Origin of the sequence: Enterobacter cloacae complex sp. P24RS (genome assembly GCF_014982165.1) — a bacterium.
Taxonomy (GTDB): Bacteria; Pseudomonadota; Gammaproteobacteria; order Enterobacterales; family Enterobacteriaceae; genus Enterobacter; species Enterobacter quasihormaechei.
This window is the reverse complement of the sequence record NZ_JADCKU010000011.1, coordinates 142,462-161,470: the sequence shown is the minus strand read 5'-3', so window position 1 is coordinate 161,470 and position 19,009 is coordinate 142,462. Positions and strand designations below refer to the sequence as shown.

At 55.4% G+C, this 19,009-nt stretch carries 18 protein-coding genes; 2 read left to right on the top strand and 16 right to left on the bottom strand.

Annotated features, from left to right (window positions below):
• Nucleotides 1-197: 197 nt before the first annotated feature.
• From ptsG to yceD, 14 genes are all read right to left on the bottom strand, one after another.
• Nucleotides 198-1,631, bottom strand: coding sequence for a PTS glucose transporter subunit IIBC (ptsG, locus tag INF58_RS13675; RefSeq protein ID WP_003857942.1), 1,434 nt, complete (start codon nt 1,629-1,631; stop codon nt 198-200).
• A 297-nt stretch (nt 1,632-1,928) separates the two neighbouring features.
• Nucleotides 1,929-2,723 carry a metal-dependent hydrolase gene (locus INF58_RS13670; RefSeq protein ID WP_193527880.1) on the bottom strand — a complete coding sequence of 265 codons (795 nt, stop codon included), beginning with the start codon at nt 2,721-2,723 and terminating at the stop codon, nt 1,929-1,931.
• A gap of 10 nt (nt 2,724-2,733) precedes the next feature.
• Nucleotides 2,734-3,738 carry a DNA polymerase III subunit delta' gene (gene holB / locus INF58_RS13665; RefSeq protein WP_193527879.1) on the bottom strand — a complete coding sequence of 335 codons (1,005 nt, stop codon included), beginning with the start codon at nt 3,736-3,738 and terminating at the stop codon, nt 2,734-2,736.
• Nucleotides 3,735-4,376 (bottom strand): dTMP kinase, encoded by a 642-nt coding sequence (gene tmk, locus INF58_RS13660; protein WP_193032926.1) that lies wholly within the window; start codon nt 4,374-4,376, stop codon nt 3,735-3,737. The genes holB and tmk overlap by 4 nt, the downstream gene beginning before the upstream one ends.
• Nucleotides 4,366-5,388 carry a cell division protein YceG gene (yceG, locus tag INF58_RS13655; protein ID WP_193527878.1) on the bottom strand — a complete coding sequence of 341 codons (1,023 nt, stop codon included), beginning with the start codon at nt 5,386-5,388 and terminating at the stop codon, nt 4,366-4,368. The genes tmk and yceG overlap by 11 nt, the downstream gene beginning before the upstream one ends.
• A 2-nt stretch (nt 5,389-5,390) precedes the next feature.
• Nucleotides 5,391-6,200: an aminodeoxychorismate lyase gene (gene pabC / locus INF58_RS13650; protein WP_193527877.1), complete on the bottom strand. Its 810-nt coding sequence runs from the start codon at nt 6,198-6,200 to the stop codon at nt 5,391-5,393.
• A 120-nt stretch (nt 6,201-6,320) separates the two neighbouring features.
• Nucleotides 6,321-7,562 carry a beta-ketoacyl-ACP synthase II gene (gene fabF / locus INF58_RS13645; protein ID WP_063866366.1) on the bottom strand — a complete coding sequence of 414 codons (1,242 nt, stop codon included), beginning with the start codon at nt 7,560-7,562 and terminating at the stop codon, nt 6,321-6,323.
• Between the two features lie 91 nt (nt 7,563-7,653).
• Nucleotides 7,654-7,890: an acyl carrier protein gene (acpP, locus tag INF58_RS13640; protein WP_003857954.1), complete on the bottom strand. Its 237-nt coding sequence runs from the start codon at nt 7,888-7,890 to the stop codon at nt 7,654-7,656.
• Between the two features lie 154 nt (nt 7,891-8,044).
• Nucleotides 8,045-8,779: a 3-oxoacyl-ACP reductase FabG gene (gene fabG / locus INF58_RS13635; RefSeq protein WP_023335278.1), complete on the bottom strand. Its 735-nt coding sequence runs from the start codon at nt 8,777-8,779 to the stop codon at nt 8,045-8,047.
• Between the two features lie 12 nt (nt 8,780-8,791).
• On the bottom strand, nt 8,792-9,721 hold the full coding sequence (gene fabD / locus INF58_RS13630; RefSeq protein ID WP_023335277.1) for an ACP S-malonyltransferase: 930 nt from the start codon (nt 9,719-9,721) through the stop codon (nt 8,792-8,794).
• Nucleotides 9,722-9,736: 15 nt separating this feature from the next.
• Nucleotides 9,737-10,690, bottom strand: coding sequence for a beta-ketoacyl-ACP synthase III (locus INF58_RS13625; RefSeq protein ID WP_063866364.1), 954 nt, complete (start codon nt 10,688-10,690; stop codon nt 9,737-9,739).
• Between the two features lie 6 nt (nt 10,691-10,696).
• The gene (plsX, locus tag INF58_RS13620; RefSeq protein WP_203464446.1) at nt 10,697-11,731 is read right to left on the bottom strand and encodes a phosphate acyltransferase PlsX; all 1,035 of its coding nucleotides are present in this window, start codon (nt 11,729-11,731) and stop codon (nt 10,697-10,699) included.
• A gap of 81 nt (nt 11,732-11,812) precedes the next feature.
• Complete coding sequence (gene rpmF, locus INF58_RS13615) at nt 11,813-11,986, bottom strand: 50S ribosomal protein L32 (RefSeq protein WP_003857964.1); 174 nt, start codon at nt 11,984-11,986, stop codon at nt 11,813-11,815.
• Between the two features lie 16 nt (nt 11,987-12,002).
• Complete coding sequence (gene yceD, locus INF58_RS13610; protein WP_003857966.1) at nt 12,003-12,524, bottom strand: 23S rRNA accumulation protein YceD; 522 nt, start codon at nt 12,522-12,524, stop codon at nt 12,003-12,005.
• A gap of 140 nt (nt 12,525-12,664) precedes the next feature.
• On the opposite strand from yceD, the gene INF58_RS13605 reads away from it, so the two are divergent.
• Entirely contained in the window at nt 12,665-13,249 is a 585-nt protein-coding gene (locus tag INF58_RS13605; protein WP_107535120.1) for a nucleoside triphosphate pyrophosphatase, read from the top strand.
• 95 nt (nt 13,250-13,344) lie between these two features.
• Here the strand turns inward: INF58_RS13605 and rluC are convergent, their stop codons facing one another.
• A complete protein-coding gene (gene rluC, locus INF58_RS13600; protein WP_193032929.1) occupies nt 13,345-14,292 on the bottom strand; it encodes a 23S rRNA pseudouridine(955/2504/2580) synthase RluC in 948 nt (315 codons plus the stop codon).
• Between the two features lie 570 nt (nt 14,293-14,862).
• On the opposite strand from rluC, the gene rne reads away from it, so the two are divergent.
• On the top strand, nt 14,863-17,994 hold the full coding sequence (gene rne / locus INF58_RS13595) for a ribonuclease E (protein ID WP_193527876.1): 3,132 nt from the start codon (nt 14,863-14,865) through the stop codon (nt 17,992-17,994).
• 41 nt (nt 17,995-18,035) lie between these two features.
• Here the strand turns inward: rne and INF58_RS13590 are convergent, their stop codons facing one another.
• Nucleotides 18,036-18,974 carry a LysR family transcriptional regulator gene (locus INF58_RS13590; protein WP_193527875.1) on the bottom strand — a complete coding sequence of 313 codons (939 nt, stop codon included), beginning with the start codon at nt 18,972-18,974 and terminating at the stop codon, nt 18,036-18,038.
• Nucleotides 18,975-19,009: the final 35 nt, after the last annotated feature.

The window sequence follows — 19,009 nt, the reverse complement described above, 5'->3', positions numbered from 1 at the left end:
GTCTCCTCTTCTATGCCAGTTATAACTGTTACCCATGTATCCGGTCTAAAGTGTTACCCATGTTTCCGGTTCATACCCTACGCTTACCGGGCCTAGGGTTTTGTAGGCCGGGTAAGGCGTAGCCGCCACCCCGCACCACAAACCGCAGCAATAAAAAAGGCAGCCATTCGGCTGCCTTAGTCTCCCCAGGTCACAGCTTAGTTGTTGCGGATGTACTCATCCATTTCGGTTTTCAGGTTATCGGATTTTGTTCCGAAGATTGCCTGAACACCAGAACCTGCAACAACGACGCCCGCTGCGCCCAGTTTTTTCAGACCCGGCTGGTCTACTTTCGCCACGTCGGCAACGCTCACACGCAGACGAGTGATACACGCGTCCAGGTTAGTGATGTTTTCTTTACCGCCGAAGGCCGCAACCAGTGCAGGTGCCATTTCGCTGGTCGCACCGGCTTTGCTGTCTTCAGTTGCATCTTCACGACCCGGAGTTTTCAGGTCCAGTGCTTTGATCAGCACGCGGAAGACGGTGTAGTACACCACTGCGTAGCCCGCACCCACGATTGGGAACAGCCACAGCTTGCTGCTGTTACCGGACAGAACGATGAAGTCGATCAGGCCGTGAGAGAAGGACGTACCGTCACGCATACCCAGCAGGATACAGATTGGGAATGCCAGACCTGCCAGTACCGCGTGGATGATGTACAGGATCGGCGCAACGAACATGAAGGAGAACTCGATCGGCTCGGTGATACCGGTCAGGAACGAGGTCAGCGCTGCGGAGATCATGATACCGCCCACTTTTGCACGGTTCTCTGGTTTAGCAGAGTGCCAGATAGCAATCGCAGCGGCTGGCAGACCGTACATTTTGAACAGGAAGCCACCTGACAGTTTACCTGCCGTTGGGTCGCCCGCCATGTAGCGTGGGATGTCACCGTGGAACACCTGACCTGCTGCGTTGGTGTATTCACCAATCTGCATCTGGAAGGGAACGTTCCAGATGTGGTGCAGACCAAATGGTACCAGGCAGCGCTCAATGAAGCCGTAGATACCGAACGCCACAACCGGGTTCTGGTAAGCCGCCCACTGAGAGAAGGTCTGGATAGCCGTACCGATTGGTGGCCAGATGAAGGACAGGACCACACCGGTGAAAATCGCGGCCAGACCCGAAATGATCGGCACAAAACGTTTACCCGCGAAGAAGCCCAGATACTCAGGCAGCTTGATGCGATAGAAGCGGTTAAACATGTACGCTGCAATCGCACCGGAGATGATACCACCGAGAACACCGGTGTCTGCCAGGTGCTTAGCGGCAATCTCTTCAGCAGGTAAATGCAGGACCAGCGGCGCAACCACAGCCATGGTTTTCACCATGATGCCGTAAGCAACAACGGACGCCAGAGCGGATACACCGTCGTTATTGGTGAAGCCCAGCGCAACACCGATAGCGAAGATCAGCGGCATGTTAGCAAAAACAGAACCGCCTGCTTCGGCCATCACGTGGGAAACTACGGCTGGCAGCCAGCTGAAGTTTGCAGAACCGACGCCCAGCAGAATACCTGCGATAGGCAGTACGGATACTGGCAGCATCAGCGATTTACCGACCTTTTGCAGGTTAGCAAATGCATTCTTAAACATAATTGAGAGTGCTCCTGAGTATTTGTGCTTTTTTTACGCTTTCACGCATTGGCCCGGGGGGAGTACCGCGCCGTGGACAGGACATCTAAGCGCCCTTTATTTATTACACAGAGTAAAATAATTCCCTCTGAGTTTGTTTGACGGCTATCACGTTTCAGTTCAAGACGACCAAAAAACTTGCAGATATTTACATAAAGCATGTCTGGATGTGTCTAAAAACGCCATCACCGCCCTGAATGAGGCGGTGAACTTTACTCGTTTTGCTTATTAATTACGAGCCTAAAAAAAACAGGCGTATCAGACAGATTGCAGGCGGGCGGGGTCGATATGGAACAGGCTGGCGAAGTTTTCCGTGGTCACGCGAGCCAGCTCGTCAATACTGACACCTTTCAGAACGGCCATATACTCAGCAACGTCACGGGTCATCGCCGGCTGGTTCTCTTTGCCGCGATGAGGCACCGGCGCCAGGTACGGGGAATCGGTTTCCACCAGAATACGATCCAGCGGAACATAGCGCGCCGCATCACGCAGCTGTTCAGCATTACGGAACGTAACGATCCCCGAAAACGAGATATAAAAGCCTAAATCAAGCAGCTTACCCGCCGTTTCTCTGTCTTCTGTGAAACAGTGTAGTACGCCACCGCAATCCGTCACCTTTTCTTCCCGCAGGATCTCCAGCGTGTCGGCGCGTGCGTCGCGGGTATGAACGATAACCGGCTTATTCAGTTCACGACCAATACGGATATGGTTGCGGAAGGATTCCTGCTGGCGAGGTTTCGTCTCTGGCGTGTAGAAGTAGTCGAGGCCGGTCTCGCCCATCGCCACGACGCCCTCTTCTGCGGCAAGGCGGCGTAAATCCTCAACCTCGTACGCTTCATCCTGATTCAGCGGATGCACGCCGCAGGAGAAGACAACGTTATCACGCTCGCCAACCAGTTCACGCATGGTGCGGTAGCCCGGCAGCGTGGTCGCCACGGCCAGGCAAAATTTCACATCGCGCTCGGCGGCTTTCGCCAGCACGTCGTCCACATTTTTATGCAGGGATTGATAATCCAGGCCATCAAGATGGCAGTGTGAGTCGACTAAAAACATAATGTCTCTCTCAGAGGTGGGAAACCGGCGGTATAACACCCGGTTGCAGGTAGTGTTCGATACGCAGTAACTGGTCGGTCAGTAAAAGCTCGCGATTAAGACCGGTTACCGTCAAAAGTTGTTCACGACTCTGGCAGATATCATGAAGGATAGCGTGCAGCGTCGACCCGGACAGGCGATTCGCCAGCGTGGTGACCAGCGTCCACACGTCAGGGTTAGTCAGAAGCGTCGCCCCTTGCTGGATTTTGAGCGCATCCAGCAGCAGTGCGGCCAGCCAGTGGAGCCGTTCCGGAGCCTGATCGCTGTTCAGCGCTGGCAGGACGCTCAGCCAGTCATGGTTATCAAGGGCTGATTCAACCGCACGACAAAGCGTTTCACGCTGGGACCACACCTCCGGCTGCAATAAGGCCAGCGCAGCCGCAGGCGCACCGCTGCACAGGCGCAACGCCGAGAGCGCCGCATTCTGTGACACCGTCACTTCTCGCTCCAGCCAGGCGAGCGCCCACGACTCCTGAGGGGCTGCAAGGTGGTGAAGACGGCAGCGGCTACGCAGCGTCGCCAGCAGTCGGCCCGGCTCGCGGCAGGAGAGGAAAAACCAGGTATTCTCTGGCGGCTCTTCCAGCGTTTTTAACAGGGCGTTGGCAGCGGCTTCCGTGAGCAGCGCGGCGTCCTTCAGCCACACCACTTTCGCCCCTCCCAGACGCGCATATTCGTACAGTTTCTCACTGACCTCACGCACCGCGTCGATGCCGAGCGTATTCTTGCCCTTCTCGGGTTCGAGGGTGTAATAGTCAGGATGCGTGCCCGCCTGCATGAGCTGGCAGCCACGGCATTTGCCGCAGCTTTTATGCCCTTCCGGCTGTTGGCACATCAGAAAGCGCGTGATGGCGTAGATCAACGCATCATCGCCCATGCCCGGCAGGGTCTGGATCAGTAACGCATGATGCCCCCGACCAACCTGATAGCTGTTGATCAGCTGTTCAAAGTGCGGGCGCAACCATGGATACCATTTCATGCCTGCTGCTCCTGTACCCACTGCGTAACGGTCTGCTGAATATCACGCGTCACGTTATCCAGGGATTGCGTCGCGTCGATGGTACGAATGGTACTGTCCTGTCCGGCCAGTTCCAGATAACGCGCGCGGGTGCGGTTAAAGAAGTCAAAAGACTCCTGTTCAATTCGGTCCAGTTCGCCGCGCGCCCGGGCGCGCTTCAGGCCCACCTCAGGGGTCACGTCGAGATACAGCGTCAGGTCAGGACGGAAATCGCCCAGAACCGCGTCGCGAAGCGTAGCCAGCATGGCCTGATCGATACCTCGGCCACCGCCCTGATACGCCTGGGTTGAGAGATCGTGGCGATCGCCAATCACCCATTTCCCTTCTGCCAGCGCGGGCTTGATCACCGTCTCCACCAGCTGAACGCGCGCTGCATAGAACATCAGCACTTCCGCTTTGTCGGTAATAACTTCATCGCCGACGGATTTGATATCCAGAACCAGACTGCGCAGTTTTTCCGCCAGCTGCGTACCGCCCGGCTCGCGGGTGAAGACCATGTCGGCGACGCCAAGCGATGTCAGCGTATCAACCACCACGTTACGGGCGGTGGTTTTTCCCGCCCCTTCGAGTCCCTCAATGACAATGTATTTACTGCGCATTTTTTTCCTTAAGTGCCTTCAGATAGTCCTGAACAGAGCGATTGTGGCTGGCCAGGTTGGTGTTAAAGGTATGCCCCCCTTTTCCATCAGCCACAAAATAGAGATACGGTGTCCTGGCCGGGTGCGCGGCAGCCTTCAACGAGGCTTCACCTGGTGTTGCGATCGGTCCAGGCGGCAAGCCGCTAATGACGTAGGTATTATACGCCGTTGGCGTCTCCAGATCTTTTCTGGAAATCTTGCCGCTGTAGTTTTCGCCCATGCCGTAGATAACGGTAGGATCGGTTTGCAAACGCATGCCGATACGCAGACGGTTAATAAACACCGAGGCAACCTGATCGCGTTCGGCAGCGACGGCCGTCTCTTTCTCGATGATAGAGGCCATCGTCATGAACTGGTTTTGATCTTTATACGGCAGGCCTTCAGCTCGCCCTTTCCAGGCAGACTCTACCGCCGCGACCATTTTGTTGTGCGCGCGCTTCAGGATTGCCACGTCCGTCGTGCCTGCCGTGTACATCCAGGTGTCGGGCCAGAACCAGCCTTCGATCCACTCGGGATGGTCGAATTTTAAGGCTTCCGCAACCGTCTGGTAGCGATCATCCTTGAGCGTATGCTTGATATACGGCGCGTTGCGCAGCTGCCTGAGGTAATCGCTCAGACGCATACCCTCAACAAAACGCAGCGGGAACTGGGCTTCTTTACCACTCTCCAGCAGTTGCAGCATCTCGCGCACGGTCATGCCAGGAGTAAAGCGATAGGTCCCGGCCTTAAAGTGGGACAGTTCAGGCTCAATACGCAGCAGCCACTGGAAGACACGTGGGCGGTTAATGATTTTGTCGCCATACAGCTGCTGACCAAGCGCCTGCCGCCCGGTACCCGCTTTCAGGGTAAAAATCGTCTCGTCTTTAATCAGGATCTTGCTGTCCGCCAACTGACGGACTTTCCACACTCCCGCTCCGCCGGCAATACCGAACGCAACGATAAGAAGGAGGACAAAGCGTAACATTTTCTTCATGACTACCTGGTTTGCTCACATAACGGGGCCAGAAACTGGAACAGCTCGCGGGATGACCAGCACGTGTGGCCATAAGCGCGAACGGGGACAACGGGCATTAGCGCATTGCAGATAACAACTTCATCCGCGGCCAGCAGCGCCTCTTCCTTAGCGTTAACTTCGACAACGCGAACGTCAGCGCGTGCCAGCTGTTGCAAACAAAACTGTCGCATTATGCCGTTGACACCGGCCTGCTCCAGCGAAGGCGTGAATACGTCACTGCCCTTCCGCCAGAGTAAATTAGCCGCACAGCATTCCGTAATGTACCCTTCGCTGTCAAGAACCAGCGCCTCCCCGGCCTCCGTCTGCTCAAGATGAGTACGAATAAGCACCTGTTCAAGGCGGTTAAGATGTTTTATTCCGGCAAGCATCGGGTTTCGCCCCAGGCGTACCGGGCTCAGCGCCAGGGCTACGCCCTCTTCACGCCAGTGCGCGTAGTGGGAAGGATAATCTGAAACGGAAAGGATCCGCGTAGGATGCAGGCAGGCAGAGCCGCTGTACCCTCGCCCGCCGCTTCCGCGGCTGATGATTACCTTCAAAACGCCGCTTGTTTTCGCTGACGCCAGCCGACGCATCTCGCTTTCGAGAATGCCCCACGCTGAGAAGGGGATCAGTAACGTTTCGCAGGCTTTTTGTAAACGAAGGATATGGGCTTCGAGCAGGCACACGCTACCGTCGAGAATACGCGCGGTCGTGAAACAGCCATCGCCAAACTGGGTCGCCCTGTCGCTTGCCGGCAGCGTTTCTTGCTCAAGGCCATTGATTAAAAACATGGTGGCTCCTTATGCGTGGAGGCACAGTCTGGCAGGATGTTGATAGCCGGACAAGTGGATTTCACCTAATAAAAAAGGCCCGGCAAGCGGACCTTTTTTAACGTCAGTGACTAATCAGACTCAGACCTTTTTGAAGATCAGAGAACCGTTAGTTCCACCGAAACCGAAGGAGTTACACAGGGTGTACTCCATACCGCTCACCTGGCGTGCCTCGTGAGGAACGAAGTCCAGATCGCAACCTTCATCCGGATTGTCCAGGTTGATGGTTGGCGGTACAGCCTGATCGCGCAGCGCCAGGATAGAGTAGATTGACTCTACCGCGCCCGCCGCACCCAGCAGGTGACCGGTCATGGATTTCGTGGAGCTCACCAGTACACGGCTGGCAGATTCGCCGAAGATAGACTTAACAGCCTGCGCTTCTGCTTTATCGCCCGCAGGAGTAGACGTCCCGTGTGCGTTAACGTAGCCAATCTGTGCCGGGGTAATGCCCGCATCACGGATCGCGTTAGCCATAGCCAGCGCGGCGCCCGCACCATTTTCTGGTGGTGACGTCATGTGATACGCATCGCTGCTCATGCCAAAGCCAACGATTTCAGCATAAATTTTCGCGCCACGTTTTTTCGCGTGTTCGTACTCTTCCAGTACGATCATGCCCGCACCGTCACCCAGCACGAAACCGTCACGGTCTTTATCCCACGGACGGCTTGCCGCCTGCGGGTTATCGTTACGGGTTGAGAGCGCACGCGCTGCACCGAAGCCACCGACACCCAGCGGGGTACTGGCTTTTTCAGCACCGCCCGCAACCATAGCATCTGCATCGCCGTACGCGATAATACGCGCGGCCTGGCCGATGTTATGCACGCCAGACGTACAGGCTGTCGCGATTGAGATGCTTGGGCCACGCAGGCCAAACATAATGGTCAGATGACCTGCCACCATGTTTACAATCGTAGACGGAACGAAGAACGGGCTGATTTTACGCGGGCCGCCATTCATCAGAGACGTATGGTTTTCCTCAATCAGGCCAAGGCCGCCAATCCCGGAGCCGATAGCAGCGCCGATACGGGTAGCGTTCTCTTCCGTAATCTCAAGGCCAGAATCCTGCATGGCCTGAACGCCAGCGACAATTCCATATTGAATGAAGGCATCCATCTTGCGCTGTTCTTTGCGCGAGATGATCTCTTCACAGTTAAAATCCTTTACTAAGCCAGCAAATTTCGTTGCATAGGCGCTAGTATCGAAATGGTCGATTAGGCTGATGCCGCTCTGACCGGCAAGGAGAGCTTTCCAGGTGGACTCTACGGTATTGCCGACAGGAGACAACATGCCAAGTCCGGTCACAACTACACGACGCTTAGACACGTTTGTCCTCCAGGGAGGGATAAAAAAAGAGATTCGTGGGACTACAAAAGATAAAACTCAGGCGGTCGAATGACCGCCTGGAGATGTTCACTTACGCCTGGTGACCGTTGATGTAATCAATGGCAGCCTGAACGGTGGTGATTTTCTCAGCTTCTTCGTCCGGAATCTCAGTATCAAACTCTTCTTCCAGAGCCATTACCAGCTCAACGGTGTCAAGAGAATCTGCGCCCAGGTCTTCAACAAAGGAAGCGGAGTTCACAACTTCTTCCTGCTTAACGCCCAGCTGTTCGCCGATAATTTTCTTAACGCGTTCTTCGATAGTGCTCATACTCTTAAATTTCCTATCAAAACTCGCTTTCGCGATGGTTTTCGTAGTGTATAAAATGTTGAAAAATTTGCAACTAAATCCCGGCAGGTCTTACCACGATTTTACGTTATTTTGAGGCCATTTGCCCAAATAACGCAAATATTTTCGATCGTGATTAAACCATGTACATCCCGCCGTTGACGTGGAGGGTTTCACCAGTGATGTAACCCGCTTCGTCAGAGGCTAAAAATGCAACCGCGCTGGCGATTTCTTTAGGGTCGCCAAGACGACCCGCCGGAACTGCCGCCAGCGTACCCGCACGCTGATCATCCGTCAGCGCACGCGTCATGTCCGTTTCAATAAAGCCCGGAGCAACAACGTTTACAGTAATTCCGCGGGACGCGACTTCACGCGCCAGCGACTTACTGAAACCGATCAGACCTGCTTTCGCCGCAGCGTAGTTAGCCTGACCAGCATTTCCCATGGTACCAACCACAGAACCCACAGTGATAATACGACCATGACGCTTTTTCATCATAGCGCGCATTACCGCTTTTGACAGACGGAATACAGATGACAGGTTGGTTTCGATAATATCGTTCCACTCATCATCTTTCATTCGCATCAGCAGGTTGTCGCGAGTGATCCCGGCATTATTGACCAGAATATCCACTTCGCCAAACTCTGCGCGAATATTTTCCAGAACAGATTCGATAGATGCTGGCTCAGTCACATTCAGTACCAGACCTTTACCGTTCGCACCCAGATACTCGCTGATGGCCTCTGCGCCCTTCTCACTGGTCGCAGTCCCGATCACTTTCGCGCCGCGCGCAACCAGTGTTTCAGCAATAGCACGCCCGATACCGCGGCTTGCGCCGGTCACCAGGGCAATTTTTCCTTCAAAACTCATGGTATTCCTCTTTTATTGCGAGAGTGCCGCTTTCATTGCTTCCGGCTCGTTAATCGCCGAGGCCGTCAGGGTGTCAACAATACGCTTCGTCAGGCCGGTGAGAACTTTACCAGGGCCGACTTCGTACAGATGCTCAACGCCCTGAGACGCCATAAACTCAACGGTTTTGGTCCACTGCACCGGGCTGTAAAGCTGGCGAACCAGCGCGTTACGGATAGCGTCGGGTGCGGTTTCGCATTTCACATCGACGTTATTCACAACGGAAATCGTCGGTGCGTTAAAGGTCATTTTTTCCAGCTCAACTGCCAGCTTATCGGCGGCAGGCTTCATCAGAGCACAGTGAGACGGCACGCTCACCGGCAGCGGCAGCGCGCGCTTCGCGCCCGCTGCTTTACAGGCGGCGCCGGCACGTTCAACCGCTTCTTTATGACCGGCAATAACCACCTGGCCAGGCGAGTTGAAGTTTACCGGAGAAACCACCTGACCTTCAGCAGATTCTTCACACGCTTTCGCAATAGAAGCATCATCAAGACCGATGATGGCAGACATGCCGCCCGTGCCTTCTGGCACCGCTTCCTGCATGAATTTACCACGCAATTCAACCAGACGAACCGCATCAGCAAAGGCAATAACGCCCGCACAGACCAGCGCAGAATATTCGCCGAGGCTGTGGCCCGCCATCAACGCTGGCGCTTTGCCGCCCTGCTGCTGCCATACGCGCCACAGCGCAACGGAGGCAGCCAGCAGTGCCGGTTGGGTCTGCCAGGTTTTGTTCAGCTCTTCGGCCGGACCCTGCTGGGTCAGCGCCCACAGATCATAACCCAGCGCGTCAGAAGCTTCACGGAAAGTCTCTTCGATAACCGGGTAGTTTGCCGCCATTTCAGACAACATCCCAACGGTTTGCGAGCCCTGTCCCGGGAACACAAAAGCAAATTGCGTCATTTTTTAATCCTTATCCTAGAAACGAACCAGCGCGGAACCCCAGGTGAACCCACCACCGAAGGCTTCAAGCAAGACCAGTTGGCCCCGTTTAATTCGTCCATCGCGTACCGCTTCGTCAAATGCGCACGGTACCGATGCCGCAGAGGTATTGCCGTGGCGATCGAGCGTCACCACAACGTTATCCATTGACATGCCCAGCTTCTTCGCCGTCGCGCTGATAATACGCAGGTTAGCCTGGTGCGGCACCAGCCAGTCGAGCGCGGCGCGGTCCAGATTATTTGCTTCCAGCGTCTCGTCAACGATGTGGGCCAGTTCAGTGACGGCCACCTTAAACACCTCGTTACCCGCCATCGTCAGGTAGATCGCGCTGTCCGGGTTAACGCGATCGGCGTTAGGCAGCGTTAACAGTTCGCCGTAGCGACCGTCAGCATGCAGATGCGTGGAGATGATGCCCGGCTCGTCGGACTGCCCCAGCAGTACCGCGCCCGCACCGTCGCCAAAAATAATGATCGTGCCGCGATCGGTTGGATCGCAGGTACGCGCCAGCACGTCAGCGCCGATCACCAGCGCATATTTTACCGCGCCCGATTTCACGTACTGATCGGCGATGCTCAGCGCATAGGTGAAGCCCGCACACGCTGCGGCAACGTCAAACGCCGGGCAGCCTTTAATGCCGAGCATGTTCTGCACCTGGCACGCCGCGCTTGGGAAGGCATGCGTGGCAGACGTTGTCGCGACCACAATCAGCCCGATCTGTTCTTTATCAATGCCTGCCATCTCAAGCGCGCGCTGAGCGGCTTCGTAGCCCATGGTGGACACAGTTTCGTCTGGCGCGGCGATACGACGTTCACGGATACCTGTGCGCGTGACAATCCACTCGTCAGACGTATCTACCATTTTTTCAAGATCGGCGTTGGTACGCACTTGTTTTGGCAGGTAGCTGCCGGTACCTAAAATCTTCGTATACATGTACGCTCAGTCACTTTTAGCTAATACAGATCCCAGGCGAGCGGCAATCCTCTGAGGAACTTGTCGCTGCACCGCCTGCACTGCCTGTTCAATCGCGACGGTAAAGGCTCGCTGATTGGCGGCGCCATGACTCTTAATCACGATGCCGCGCAATCCTAACAGACAGGCGCCATTATACTGGTCGGGGTTGAGGTGACTGAATCGCCGCGTCAGGCTTTTTTGTAACCAACGCTTTAATAAAATCAGCCACCAGGACCTTTTTTTACCGTCTCCCTGCGATTTCAGCAGGGAAAGGAACATTCGTACGACCCCTTCCATGGTCTTCAACGTTACGTTTCCGGTGAAGCCATCACACACTAATACGTCCGTTTTGCCCGTCAGCAACTCATTGGCTTCGAGATAACCAATATAGTTGATGGAGGGAACCTGTTTGAGTATTTCCGCAGCGTCGCGGATACTGTCCAGGCCTTTGGTTTCTTCTTCACCAATATTCAATAACGCAACGCGGGGGTTGTTAATCCCGACCACGTCTTCTGCCAGCACCGACCCCATCACGGCAAACTGAGCCAGCATTGTACTATCACAATCTACGTTAGCGCCCAGATCGAGCACCACCGTTTTGCCCTTCTGCTGGTGCGGTAACACCGTCACCAGCGCCGGACGCTCAATGCCCTCAATCGGCTTGAGCAATAATTTCGACAGCCCCATCAGCGCGCCCGTATTTCCCGCGCTGACGCAAGCCTGCGCTCGCCCTTCTTTCACCAGCTCCAGCGCCATGCGCATAGAGCTGCCACGGCTATTACGAATAGCCTGCGATGGCCGGGCATCACTGGCAATAACTGACTGCGCAGGAATAATCTGCAGACGCGAACGTTGTTCAAAGTCAGCTTTTGCAAGTAATGGCGTGATTGTGTCGGGATTACCGACTAATAGAAGTGTGAGTTGCGAATTAGAATTCAGTGCCTGCAATGCTGCAGGCACTGTCACGGTAGGGCCAAAATCGCCCCCCATGACATCTAACGCCAGGGTTAGACGTGTCAAGGTATCGTCGCAGCCTGGTTCGGTAAACTCCCCGTTTGCACGGGGAAGTTCCTCACTAAGCCTAATCACGCTGACGCGTGATTACTTAGTGATAACCTTGCGGCCGCGGTAGAAACCGTCAGCGGTGATGTGGTGACGCAGGTGTTTCTCACCAGAAGTCTTGTCTACAGACAGGCTGGTAACTGCGGTCAGCGCGTCATGGGAACGACGCATGCCACGTTTGGAACGGGTTGGTTTATTCTGTTGTACGGCCATGGACCTTACTCCTCAATTACTTACGCTTTAAGCTGGCTAATACGGCAAATGGGTTTGGTTTTTGCGCTTCATCAGGCAGTTCCCCAAAGACCATGTCCGCCTCGGACACTTCACAGTGTTCAGAATCATGCACCGGAACCACTGGCAAGGAGAGGATGACTTCATCTTCAACCAGAGCCAGAAGATCGATTTCACCGAATTCGTTAACCTCAATCGGCTCATACGCTTCCGGGAGTGCTTCAGCCTGTTCGTCAGAACGAACCGGACTAAAACAATACGTTGTGTGAACATGCTGTACGAACGGTTTCCCGCAACGCTGACATTCGAGCGTTACCGTTACCTTTGCATCACCGGTTAAGACGGCGAGACGCTGGTTATCGATAGCGAACGACATGGAGCATTCTACATCACTGTCCACACTGACTACAGACTCGGCAATACGCTCGGCCTGATCCGAAGAATAAATTCCTTCGTAATCGAGGCGTTTTTGAGCCGTACGAACCGGATCAAGAGTCAGGGGTAATTTTACCTTTTGCATAGGGCGCGCATATTAACTTTGTAACGTCATAGAGTCAAAGAAAAAGGCAACCAGAGCTGCCTTTTGCCAATTATTCGCACACATTGCGGCCTGTAGTTTAAAATGGCTGGCATCGATACGCTATATCTGGTGATAAAAATATGCCAAATCTCGTACTTGCTTCCACTTCACCCTATCGCCGAATGCTGCTGGAAAAGCTCGGGATCCCGTTTGAATGCGCCGCACCCAACGTTGATGAGACGCCGCAGCCGGGAGAGTCACCGCGTCATCTGGTGACCCGTCTCGCAAAGGAGAAAGCGCAATCGCTGGCCGAACGCTACCCCGCTCATCTGATTATAGGCTCCGATCAGGTTTGCGTGCTGGACGGCGAAATCACCGGCAAACCGCATACGGAAGAAAACGCCTGCCAGCAACTTCTGCGTGCGCGAGGCAGTATTGTGACCTTTTATACGGGCCTGGCGCTTTATAATTCGGCCAGCGGTCATCTGCAAAGCGAATGCGAGCCGTTCGACGTGCACTTTCGTCATCTTAGCGAGCAGGAGATTATGGATTACGTGCGCCGGGAACGTCCTCTGAACTGCGCGGGCAGTTTCAAAAGTGAGGGGCTGGGGATTGCGCTGTTCGACAAGCTGGACGGTCGGGATCCCAACACGCTGGTGGGTCTGCCGCTGATAGCGCTGTGCCAGATGTTAAGACGTGAAGAGTGTAATCCGCTGACGATGTGACCGTTGCGGCCTGATGCCCTCAACCCGGCCCTCTCCCACATGGAGAGGGAGAAATACATGTAGGCCGGGTAAGCGCAGCGCCACCCGGCACAAAATCAGCCACGCAGAACTTTCAGACAGCGTTTGAGCTGCTCATCCAGCGGCGCTTCAATACGGATAACTTCCCCGGTATTAGGATGGGTAAACTTCAGCGCTGCCGCATGCAGGAACAGACGCGACAGCCCCGTACCCGCCAGCTGCTTATCAAACTCGCGATCGCCATAGCGGTCGTCAAACGCAATCGGATGGCCCGCAAACTGGGTATGCACGCGAATCTGGTGCGTACGCCCCGTCACCGGGCTACAGCGCACCAGCGTGGCAAATTCGTAGCGCTCTTCTACTTTAAAGCGCGTCTCAGACGGTTTCCCTTCCTGATTAACACGAACAATGCGCTCGCCGCTTTGCAGAATGTTTTTCAGCAGCGGTGCCTGCACCACCTTCACGTGGGACTGCCACTGGCCGCGCACCAGCGCCAGATAATCTTTTTGCATCCCTTTTTCGCGAAGCTGTTCATGCAGGGAACGCAGGGCAGAACGCTTTTTCGCCACCAGCAGCACGCCGGAGGTATCACGGTCAAGACGGTGAACCAGCTCGAGGAAACGCGCTTCCGGGCGCAGCGCGCGTAAACCTTCGATCACGCCGAAGCTCAGACCGCTCCCCCCGTGTACAGCCGTTCCGGACGGTTTATTCAGCACCAGAATGTGGTCGTCCTCATAAAGGATAACCTCGCTCAGGGCCGCGACTTTTTGCAGCTTCGGAGAAACGCCCTCTTCTTCACGCTCTGCTACGCGTACCGGTGGAATGCGGACTTCATCGCCCGCCTCGAGTTTATACTCAGGCTTCACGCGTTTTTTATTCACCCGCACCTCGCCCTTACGCAGGATGCGATAAATCATACTTTTTGGCACGCCCTTCAGCTGGGTGCGCAAAAAATTATCGATACGTTGCCCCGCGTCATCGTCGGCGATGGCAACCATTTTTACGGCTGGAGTCTCTGTTTTCATGGTTGGCGATTCTAAATAGCGTCAGGCAATAGCGCCACTCATTTTTCTATGCTTATATTTACTTTTATCCGGAACACTCCGCTTTCGCGCAATCGATTTGGTGGTTATTAAACCAATCACCCCGTTGAAGTGAAGAAACTGTGAGTAACCGGGTGATAATTGGTAAAAGTCATCTTGCTATAACCCGGCGAGCAGTGGAATAATGAATCCGTTTTCCGCGTTAAATCCGGGTTTTGTAAGGATCTCGACGGAATGACCAATTTTGTCTGACCGATCATCCACGCAGCAATGGCGTAAGACGTATTGATCTTTCAGGCAGTTAGCGGGCTGCGGGTTGCAGTACTTCCCGGTATAAGGATTGTTCTCTGGAGAGTTTTCCCAGGCAATTCCCCTGATAATTGCGCTGTGTTTCCGTATGAAATACAGGCAACCGACACTCTGCGCCTCTTAAGCGAGCGACAACCGTGAGGTTGGCGACGTGAATAGACACGAGGCCATCGGTTCATACCCCGGAAAGCGTCACCTTGCCCGCAGCTTTGTCGTCAATGTAAGAATAACGAGTAAGTTACGATGAAAAGAATGTTAATCAACGCAACTCAGCAAGAAGAGTTGCGTGTCGCCCTTGTGGATGGGCAGCGCCTGTACGATCTGGATATCGAAAGTCCTGGACACGAACAGAAAAAAGCGAACATTTACAAAGGCAAAATCACCCGCATTGAACCAAGCCTTGAAGCTGCATTTGTCGATTACGGTGCTGAGCGTCACGGTTTCCTTCCTCTCAAAGAGATCGCCCGCGAATATTTTCCTGCCAACTACAACTCCCATGGCCGTCCGAACATTAAAGATGTTCTGCGTGAAGGTCAGGAAGTTATCGTTCAGATCGATAAAGAAGAGCGTGGCAACAAAGGTGCCGCACTGACCACCTTTATCAGTCTGGCAGGAAGCTATCTGGTATTGATGCCAAACAACCCGCGTGCCGGGGGTATCTCTCGCCGTATCGAAGGTGATGACCGTACCGAGCTGAAAGAAGCGCTGGCAAGTCTTGAGCTGCCAGACGGCATGGGTCTCATCGTGCGCACCGCGGGCGTCGGCAAATCTGCCGAAGCCTTGCAGTGGGACTTGAGCTTCCGCCTGAAGCACTGGGAAGCCATCAAGAAAGCGGCAGAAAGCCGTCCAGCGCCGTTCCTGATCCACCAGGAAAGCAACGTCATCGTGCGTGCCTTCCGTGACTACCTGCGTCAGGACATCGGTGAAATTCTGATTGATAACCCGAAAGTGCTTGAGCTGGCTCGCCAGCACATCGCCGCACTGGGTCGCCCGGATTTCACTAGCAAAATTAAACTGTACACCGGTGAAATCCCGCTGTTCAGCCACTATCAGATCGAATCCCAGATCGAGTCTGCCTTCCAGCGTGAAGTGCGTCTGCCGTCCGGCGGTTCTATCGTTATCGATACCACCGAAGCGCTGACCGCCATCGACATCAACTCCGCGCGTGCAACCCGCGGCGGCGATATCGAAGAAACAGCCTTCAACACCAACCTTGAAGCCGCTGATGAAATCGCCCGCCAGCTCCGCCTGCGCGACCTGGGCGGTCTGATCGTTATCGACTTCATCGACATGACCCCGGTTCGCCACCAGCGCGCGGTTGAAAACCGCCTGCGTGAAGCGGTGCGTCAGGATCGTGCCCGTATCCAGATCAGCCATATTTCTCGCTTTGGCCTGCTGGAGATGTCCCGTCAGCGCCTCAGCCCGTCACTGGGCGAGTCCAGCCATCACGTGTGCCCGCGCTGTTCCGGTACGGGTACCGTGCGTGACAATGAATCTCTCTCCCTCTCCATTCTGCGCCTGATTGAAGAAGAAGCGCTGAAAGAGAACACCAAAGAGGTTCACGCCATTGTGCCGGTGCCAATTGCCTCCTACCTGCTGAACGAAAAACGTGCAGCGGTCAGCGCAATCGAAGCGCGTCAGGGTGGCGTTCGCTGCATCATCGTGCCAAACGACGAGATGCAAACCCCGCACTATCACGTGCTGCGCGTCCGTAAAGGCGAAGAGACAAGCACCCTCAGCTACCTGCTGCCGAAGCTGCATGAAGAAGAAATGGCGCTGCCATCTGATGAAGAACCTGCTGAGCGTAAACTGCCTGAGCAGCCAGCTTTAGCGACCTTCATCATGCCGGAAGCACCGCCGGAAGCGACGCTGGAAAAACCAGCGGAAAAACCTGCCGTGCAGAAAGCCGCCCCTGCCGCGCCAAAAGCGCAGCCTGAGCAACCGGGTCTCCTGAGCCGCATCATCGGTGCGCTGAAAAAAATGTTTGCCGGCGAAGAAGTTCAGCCTGAGCAGCCAAAAGAAGCGCCAAAAGAAGCGAAACCAGAGCGTCAGCAGGACCGTCGTAAGCGTCAGAACAATCGTCGCGATCGTAACGACCGCAACGAGCGTGGCGATCGTAATGAGCGCCGTGATAATCGTTCCGAGAACAACGAAGGTCGTGAGCAACGCGAGGACAATCGTCGCAACCGTCGCGAGAAGCAACAGCAGAACGTTGAAGATCGTGAAATTCGCCAGCAGGCGGGCGATGAGTCCGAGAAGAGCAAACAGCGTGACGAGCAGCAGCCTCGCCGCGAGCGTAGCCGTCGTCGTAACGACGAGAAGCGCCAGGCTCAGCAGGAAGTCAAAAACCTGAATCGCGAAGCGCCTGTAGAGCAGCAGGACGCTGAGCAGGAAGAGCGCACCCAGGTTATGCCGCGTCGCAAGCAGCGTCAGCTGACCCAGAAAGTACGTGTCGGTGCTGTTCAGGCGGAAGAAAGCGAAGTCATCGCGGTCGAAGCGCCAGAAAGCACAACGGGTACACAGGTTGCGAAAGTTGACCTGCCAGCCGTGGTGGAAAATCAGGTTGAGCAGGACGAAAGCAGCGAAAACCGTGACAACGCAGGCATGCCGCGTCGCTCACGCCGTTCTCCACGTCACCTGCGCGTGAGCGGCCAGCGTCGTCGTCGCTACCGTGACGAGCGTTACCCGACTCAGTCGCCAATGCCGCTGACCGTGGCGTGCGCGTCACCTGAAATGGCCTCCGGTAAAGTCTGGATCCGCTATCCGGTTGCTCGCCCTGAGCAGGGTGTTGAAGAGCAGGCTGTAACCGAAGAGGTGATTGCACCGGTAGCCGCGGCAGAAAACGTCGTGACTGAAGCGGCTACCGTGGCAGAGCCGCAGGTTGTTGAGCCTCAGGCTGTTGAAACGGCGGCACCACAGGCTGTGGAAGTGGAAACGACCCATCCTGAAGTGATTGCTGCACCGGTTGATGCCGCCCCGCAGATTATCGCCGAAGAAGATGCCGTAGTGGCTGAAGAGGTCGTGGAACACGCTGAACCTGCACCAGCAGTGGAAGAAACCGCAGACGTTGCCGTCGAAACGGTTACCGAAGAGGTGGTTCAGGACGTCGAGATTCAGGTTGAACCTGTTGTTGAAGAAGTGAAAGCGCCTGAAGTAAAGCCTGCGCCGGTTGAGGCAGTTGCCGCACCAGCGCCTGCGCACGTTGCTACAGCACCTATGACCCGCGCCCCGGCACCAGAGTATGTGCCTGAAGCGCCGCGCCATAGCGACTGGGTACGTCCGGAATTCAACTTCGAAGGTAAAGGTGCTGCCGGTGGTCACAGTGCAACGCACATGGCTACTGCGCCTGCTACCCGTCCGCAGTCTGTGGAATAACACACCCTAAGACTGAAAGCCGACCTTCGGGTCGGCTTTTTTTATGGCTGCTGCACGGGCTTTCTCATTCCGGTGACCTCCGGCATGATCTGCCGCATCATTTCCAGAAAACGCCGCAAGCGCGCCGGATAGTAGCGGGACCAGGGGTAAACCAGATGCACCGGTAACGCTGCCGGCTGCCACTCCGGCAGCAAGTGCACCAGCCGCCCTTCCTGAATATCATCCTGCACCGTCCAGCTGGAGACCACCGCCACGCCAAGGCCGGTGAGCGCCGTATTGCGGGCCACATACAGGCTGTCGGTACTCAGACGTGGCGTAATGGTCACTCGCGCCGTGGCAGTCGATGCCTCATGAAAAAGCTCCACATGACGTTGGTAAAAAGAGCTGATGGCAATCCAGGGGAGGTGTTGCAGATCGTCTGGCGTGTTAACTGCGGGAAAACGGGCCAGCAGCGCCGGCGACGCCACCACCGAGCGCGGCACTTCAGCCAGCAGTACGGACACGGTCGCCGGATCGACTTCAGCGCCTACCCGGATAGCACAGTCCAGGTTGTCGCCGAGGAAATCAACTGACCTATCGTTGAGCATCCATTCGATTGAGAGCAGCGGATAGCGCTGCAAAAATTCGGTTAACGGCTTCAGAAGCTGATCCTGGCCAAACGCGTGGGGAGCCCTCACCCGCAGGACACCGACCGGCTCCTCCTCTTTCTGCCCCACCTCATCTTCCAGCGCCAGCCAGCTGTCAATCACCCGTCGGGCATGCTGATAGCAGCGTTCGCCGTCATCGGTAAGACGGGCTGTATGGGTTGTACGCAGCATCAGGCGCACGCCCAGCATGGTCTCAAGCGACTGCAACCGTCGGCTTACCGTCGCCTGGGTTGTTGCCAGCTGGCGAGCCGCCGCAGAGAGTGACCCTGCCTCAACGATGCGAACGAACGTGCGCATCAGCTCTACCCTGTCTATACGCTCAGCTCTTTTCATAGGTTTTATTATCATACGTTCAACGTATAAGCGTT

What these genes read in the sequence shown, in the direction of transcription:
- ptsG (WP_003857942.1), bottom strand. Translation starts at nt 1,631, where the DNA reads ATGTTTAAGAATGCATTTGCTAACCTGCAAAAGGTCGGTAAATCGCTG.
- INF58_RS13670 (WP_193527880.1), bottom strand. Translation starts at nt 2,723, where the DNA reads ATGTTTTTAGTCGACTCACACTGCCATCTTGATGGCCTGGATTATCAA.
- holB (WP_193527879.1), bottom strand. Translation starts at nt 3,738, where the DNA reads ATGAAATGGTATCCATGGTTGCGCCCGCACTTTGAACAGCTGATCAAC.
- tmk (WP_193032926.1), bottom strand. Translation starts at nt 4,376, where the DNA reads ATGCGCAGTAAATACATTGTCATTGAGGGACTCGAAGGGGCGGGAAAA.
- yceG (WP_193527878.1), bottom strand. Translation starts at nt 5,388, where the DNA reads ATGAAGAAAATGTTACGCTTTGTCCTCCTTCTTATCGTTGCGTTCGGT.
- pabC (WP_193527877.1), bottom strand. Translation starts at nt 6,200, where the DNA reads ATGTTTTTAATCAATGGCCTTGAGCAAGAAACGCTGCCGGCAAGCGAC.
- acpP (WP_003857954.1), bottom strand. Translation starts at nt 7,890, where the DNA reads ATGAGCACTATCGAAGAACGCGTTAAGAAAATTATCGGCGAACAGCTG.
- fabG (WP_023335278.1), bottom strand. Translation starts at nt 8,779, where the DNA reads ATGAGTTTTGAAGGAAAAATTGCCCTGGTGACCGGCGCAAGCCGCGGT.
- fabD (WP_023335277.1), bottom strand. Translation starts at nt 9,721, where the DNA reads ATGACGCAATTTGCTTTTGTGTTCCCGGGACAGGGCTCGCAAACCGTT.
- INF58_RS13625 (WP_063866364.1), bottom strand. Translation starts at nt 10,690, where the DNA reads ATGTATACGAAGATTTTAGGTACCGGCAGCTACCTGCCAAAACAAGTG.
- rpmF (WP_003857964.1), bottom strand. Translation starts at nt 11,986, where the DNA reads ATGGCCGTACAACAGAATAAACCAACCCGTTCCAAACGTGGCATGCGT.
- yceD (WP_003857966.1), bottom strand. Translation starts at nt 12,524, where the DNA reads ATGCAAAAGGTAAAATTACCCCTGACTCTTGATCCGGTTCGTACGGCT.
- INF58_RS13605 (WP_107535120.1), top strand. Translation starts at nt 12,665, where the DNA reads ATGCCAAATCTCGTACTTGCTTCCACTTCACCCTATCGCCGAATGCTG.
- rluC (WP_193032929.1), bottom strand. Translation starts at nt 14,292, where the DNA reads ATGAAAACAGAGACTCCAGCCGTAAAAATGGTTGCCATCGCCGACGAT.
- rne (WP_193527876.1), top strand. Translation starts at nt 14,863, where the DNA reads ATGAAAAGAATGTTAATCAACGCAACTCAGCAAGAAGAGTTGCGTGTC.
- INF58_RS13590 (WP_193527875.1), bottom strand. Translation starts at nt 18,974, where the DNA reads ATGAAAAGAGCTGAGCGTATAGACAGGGTAGAGCTGATGCGCACGTTC.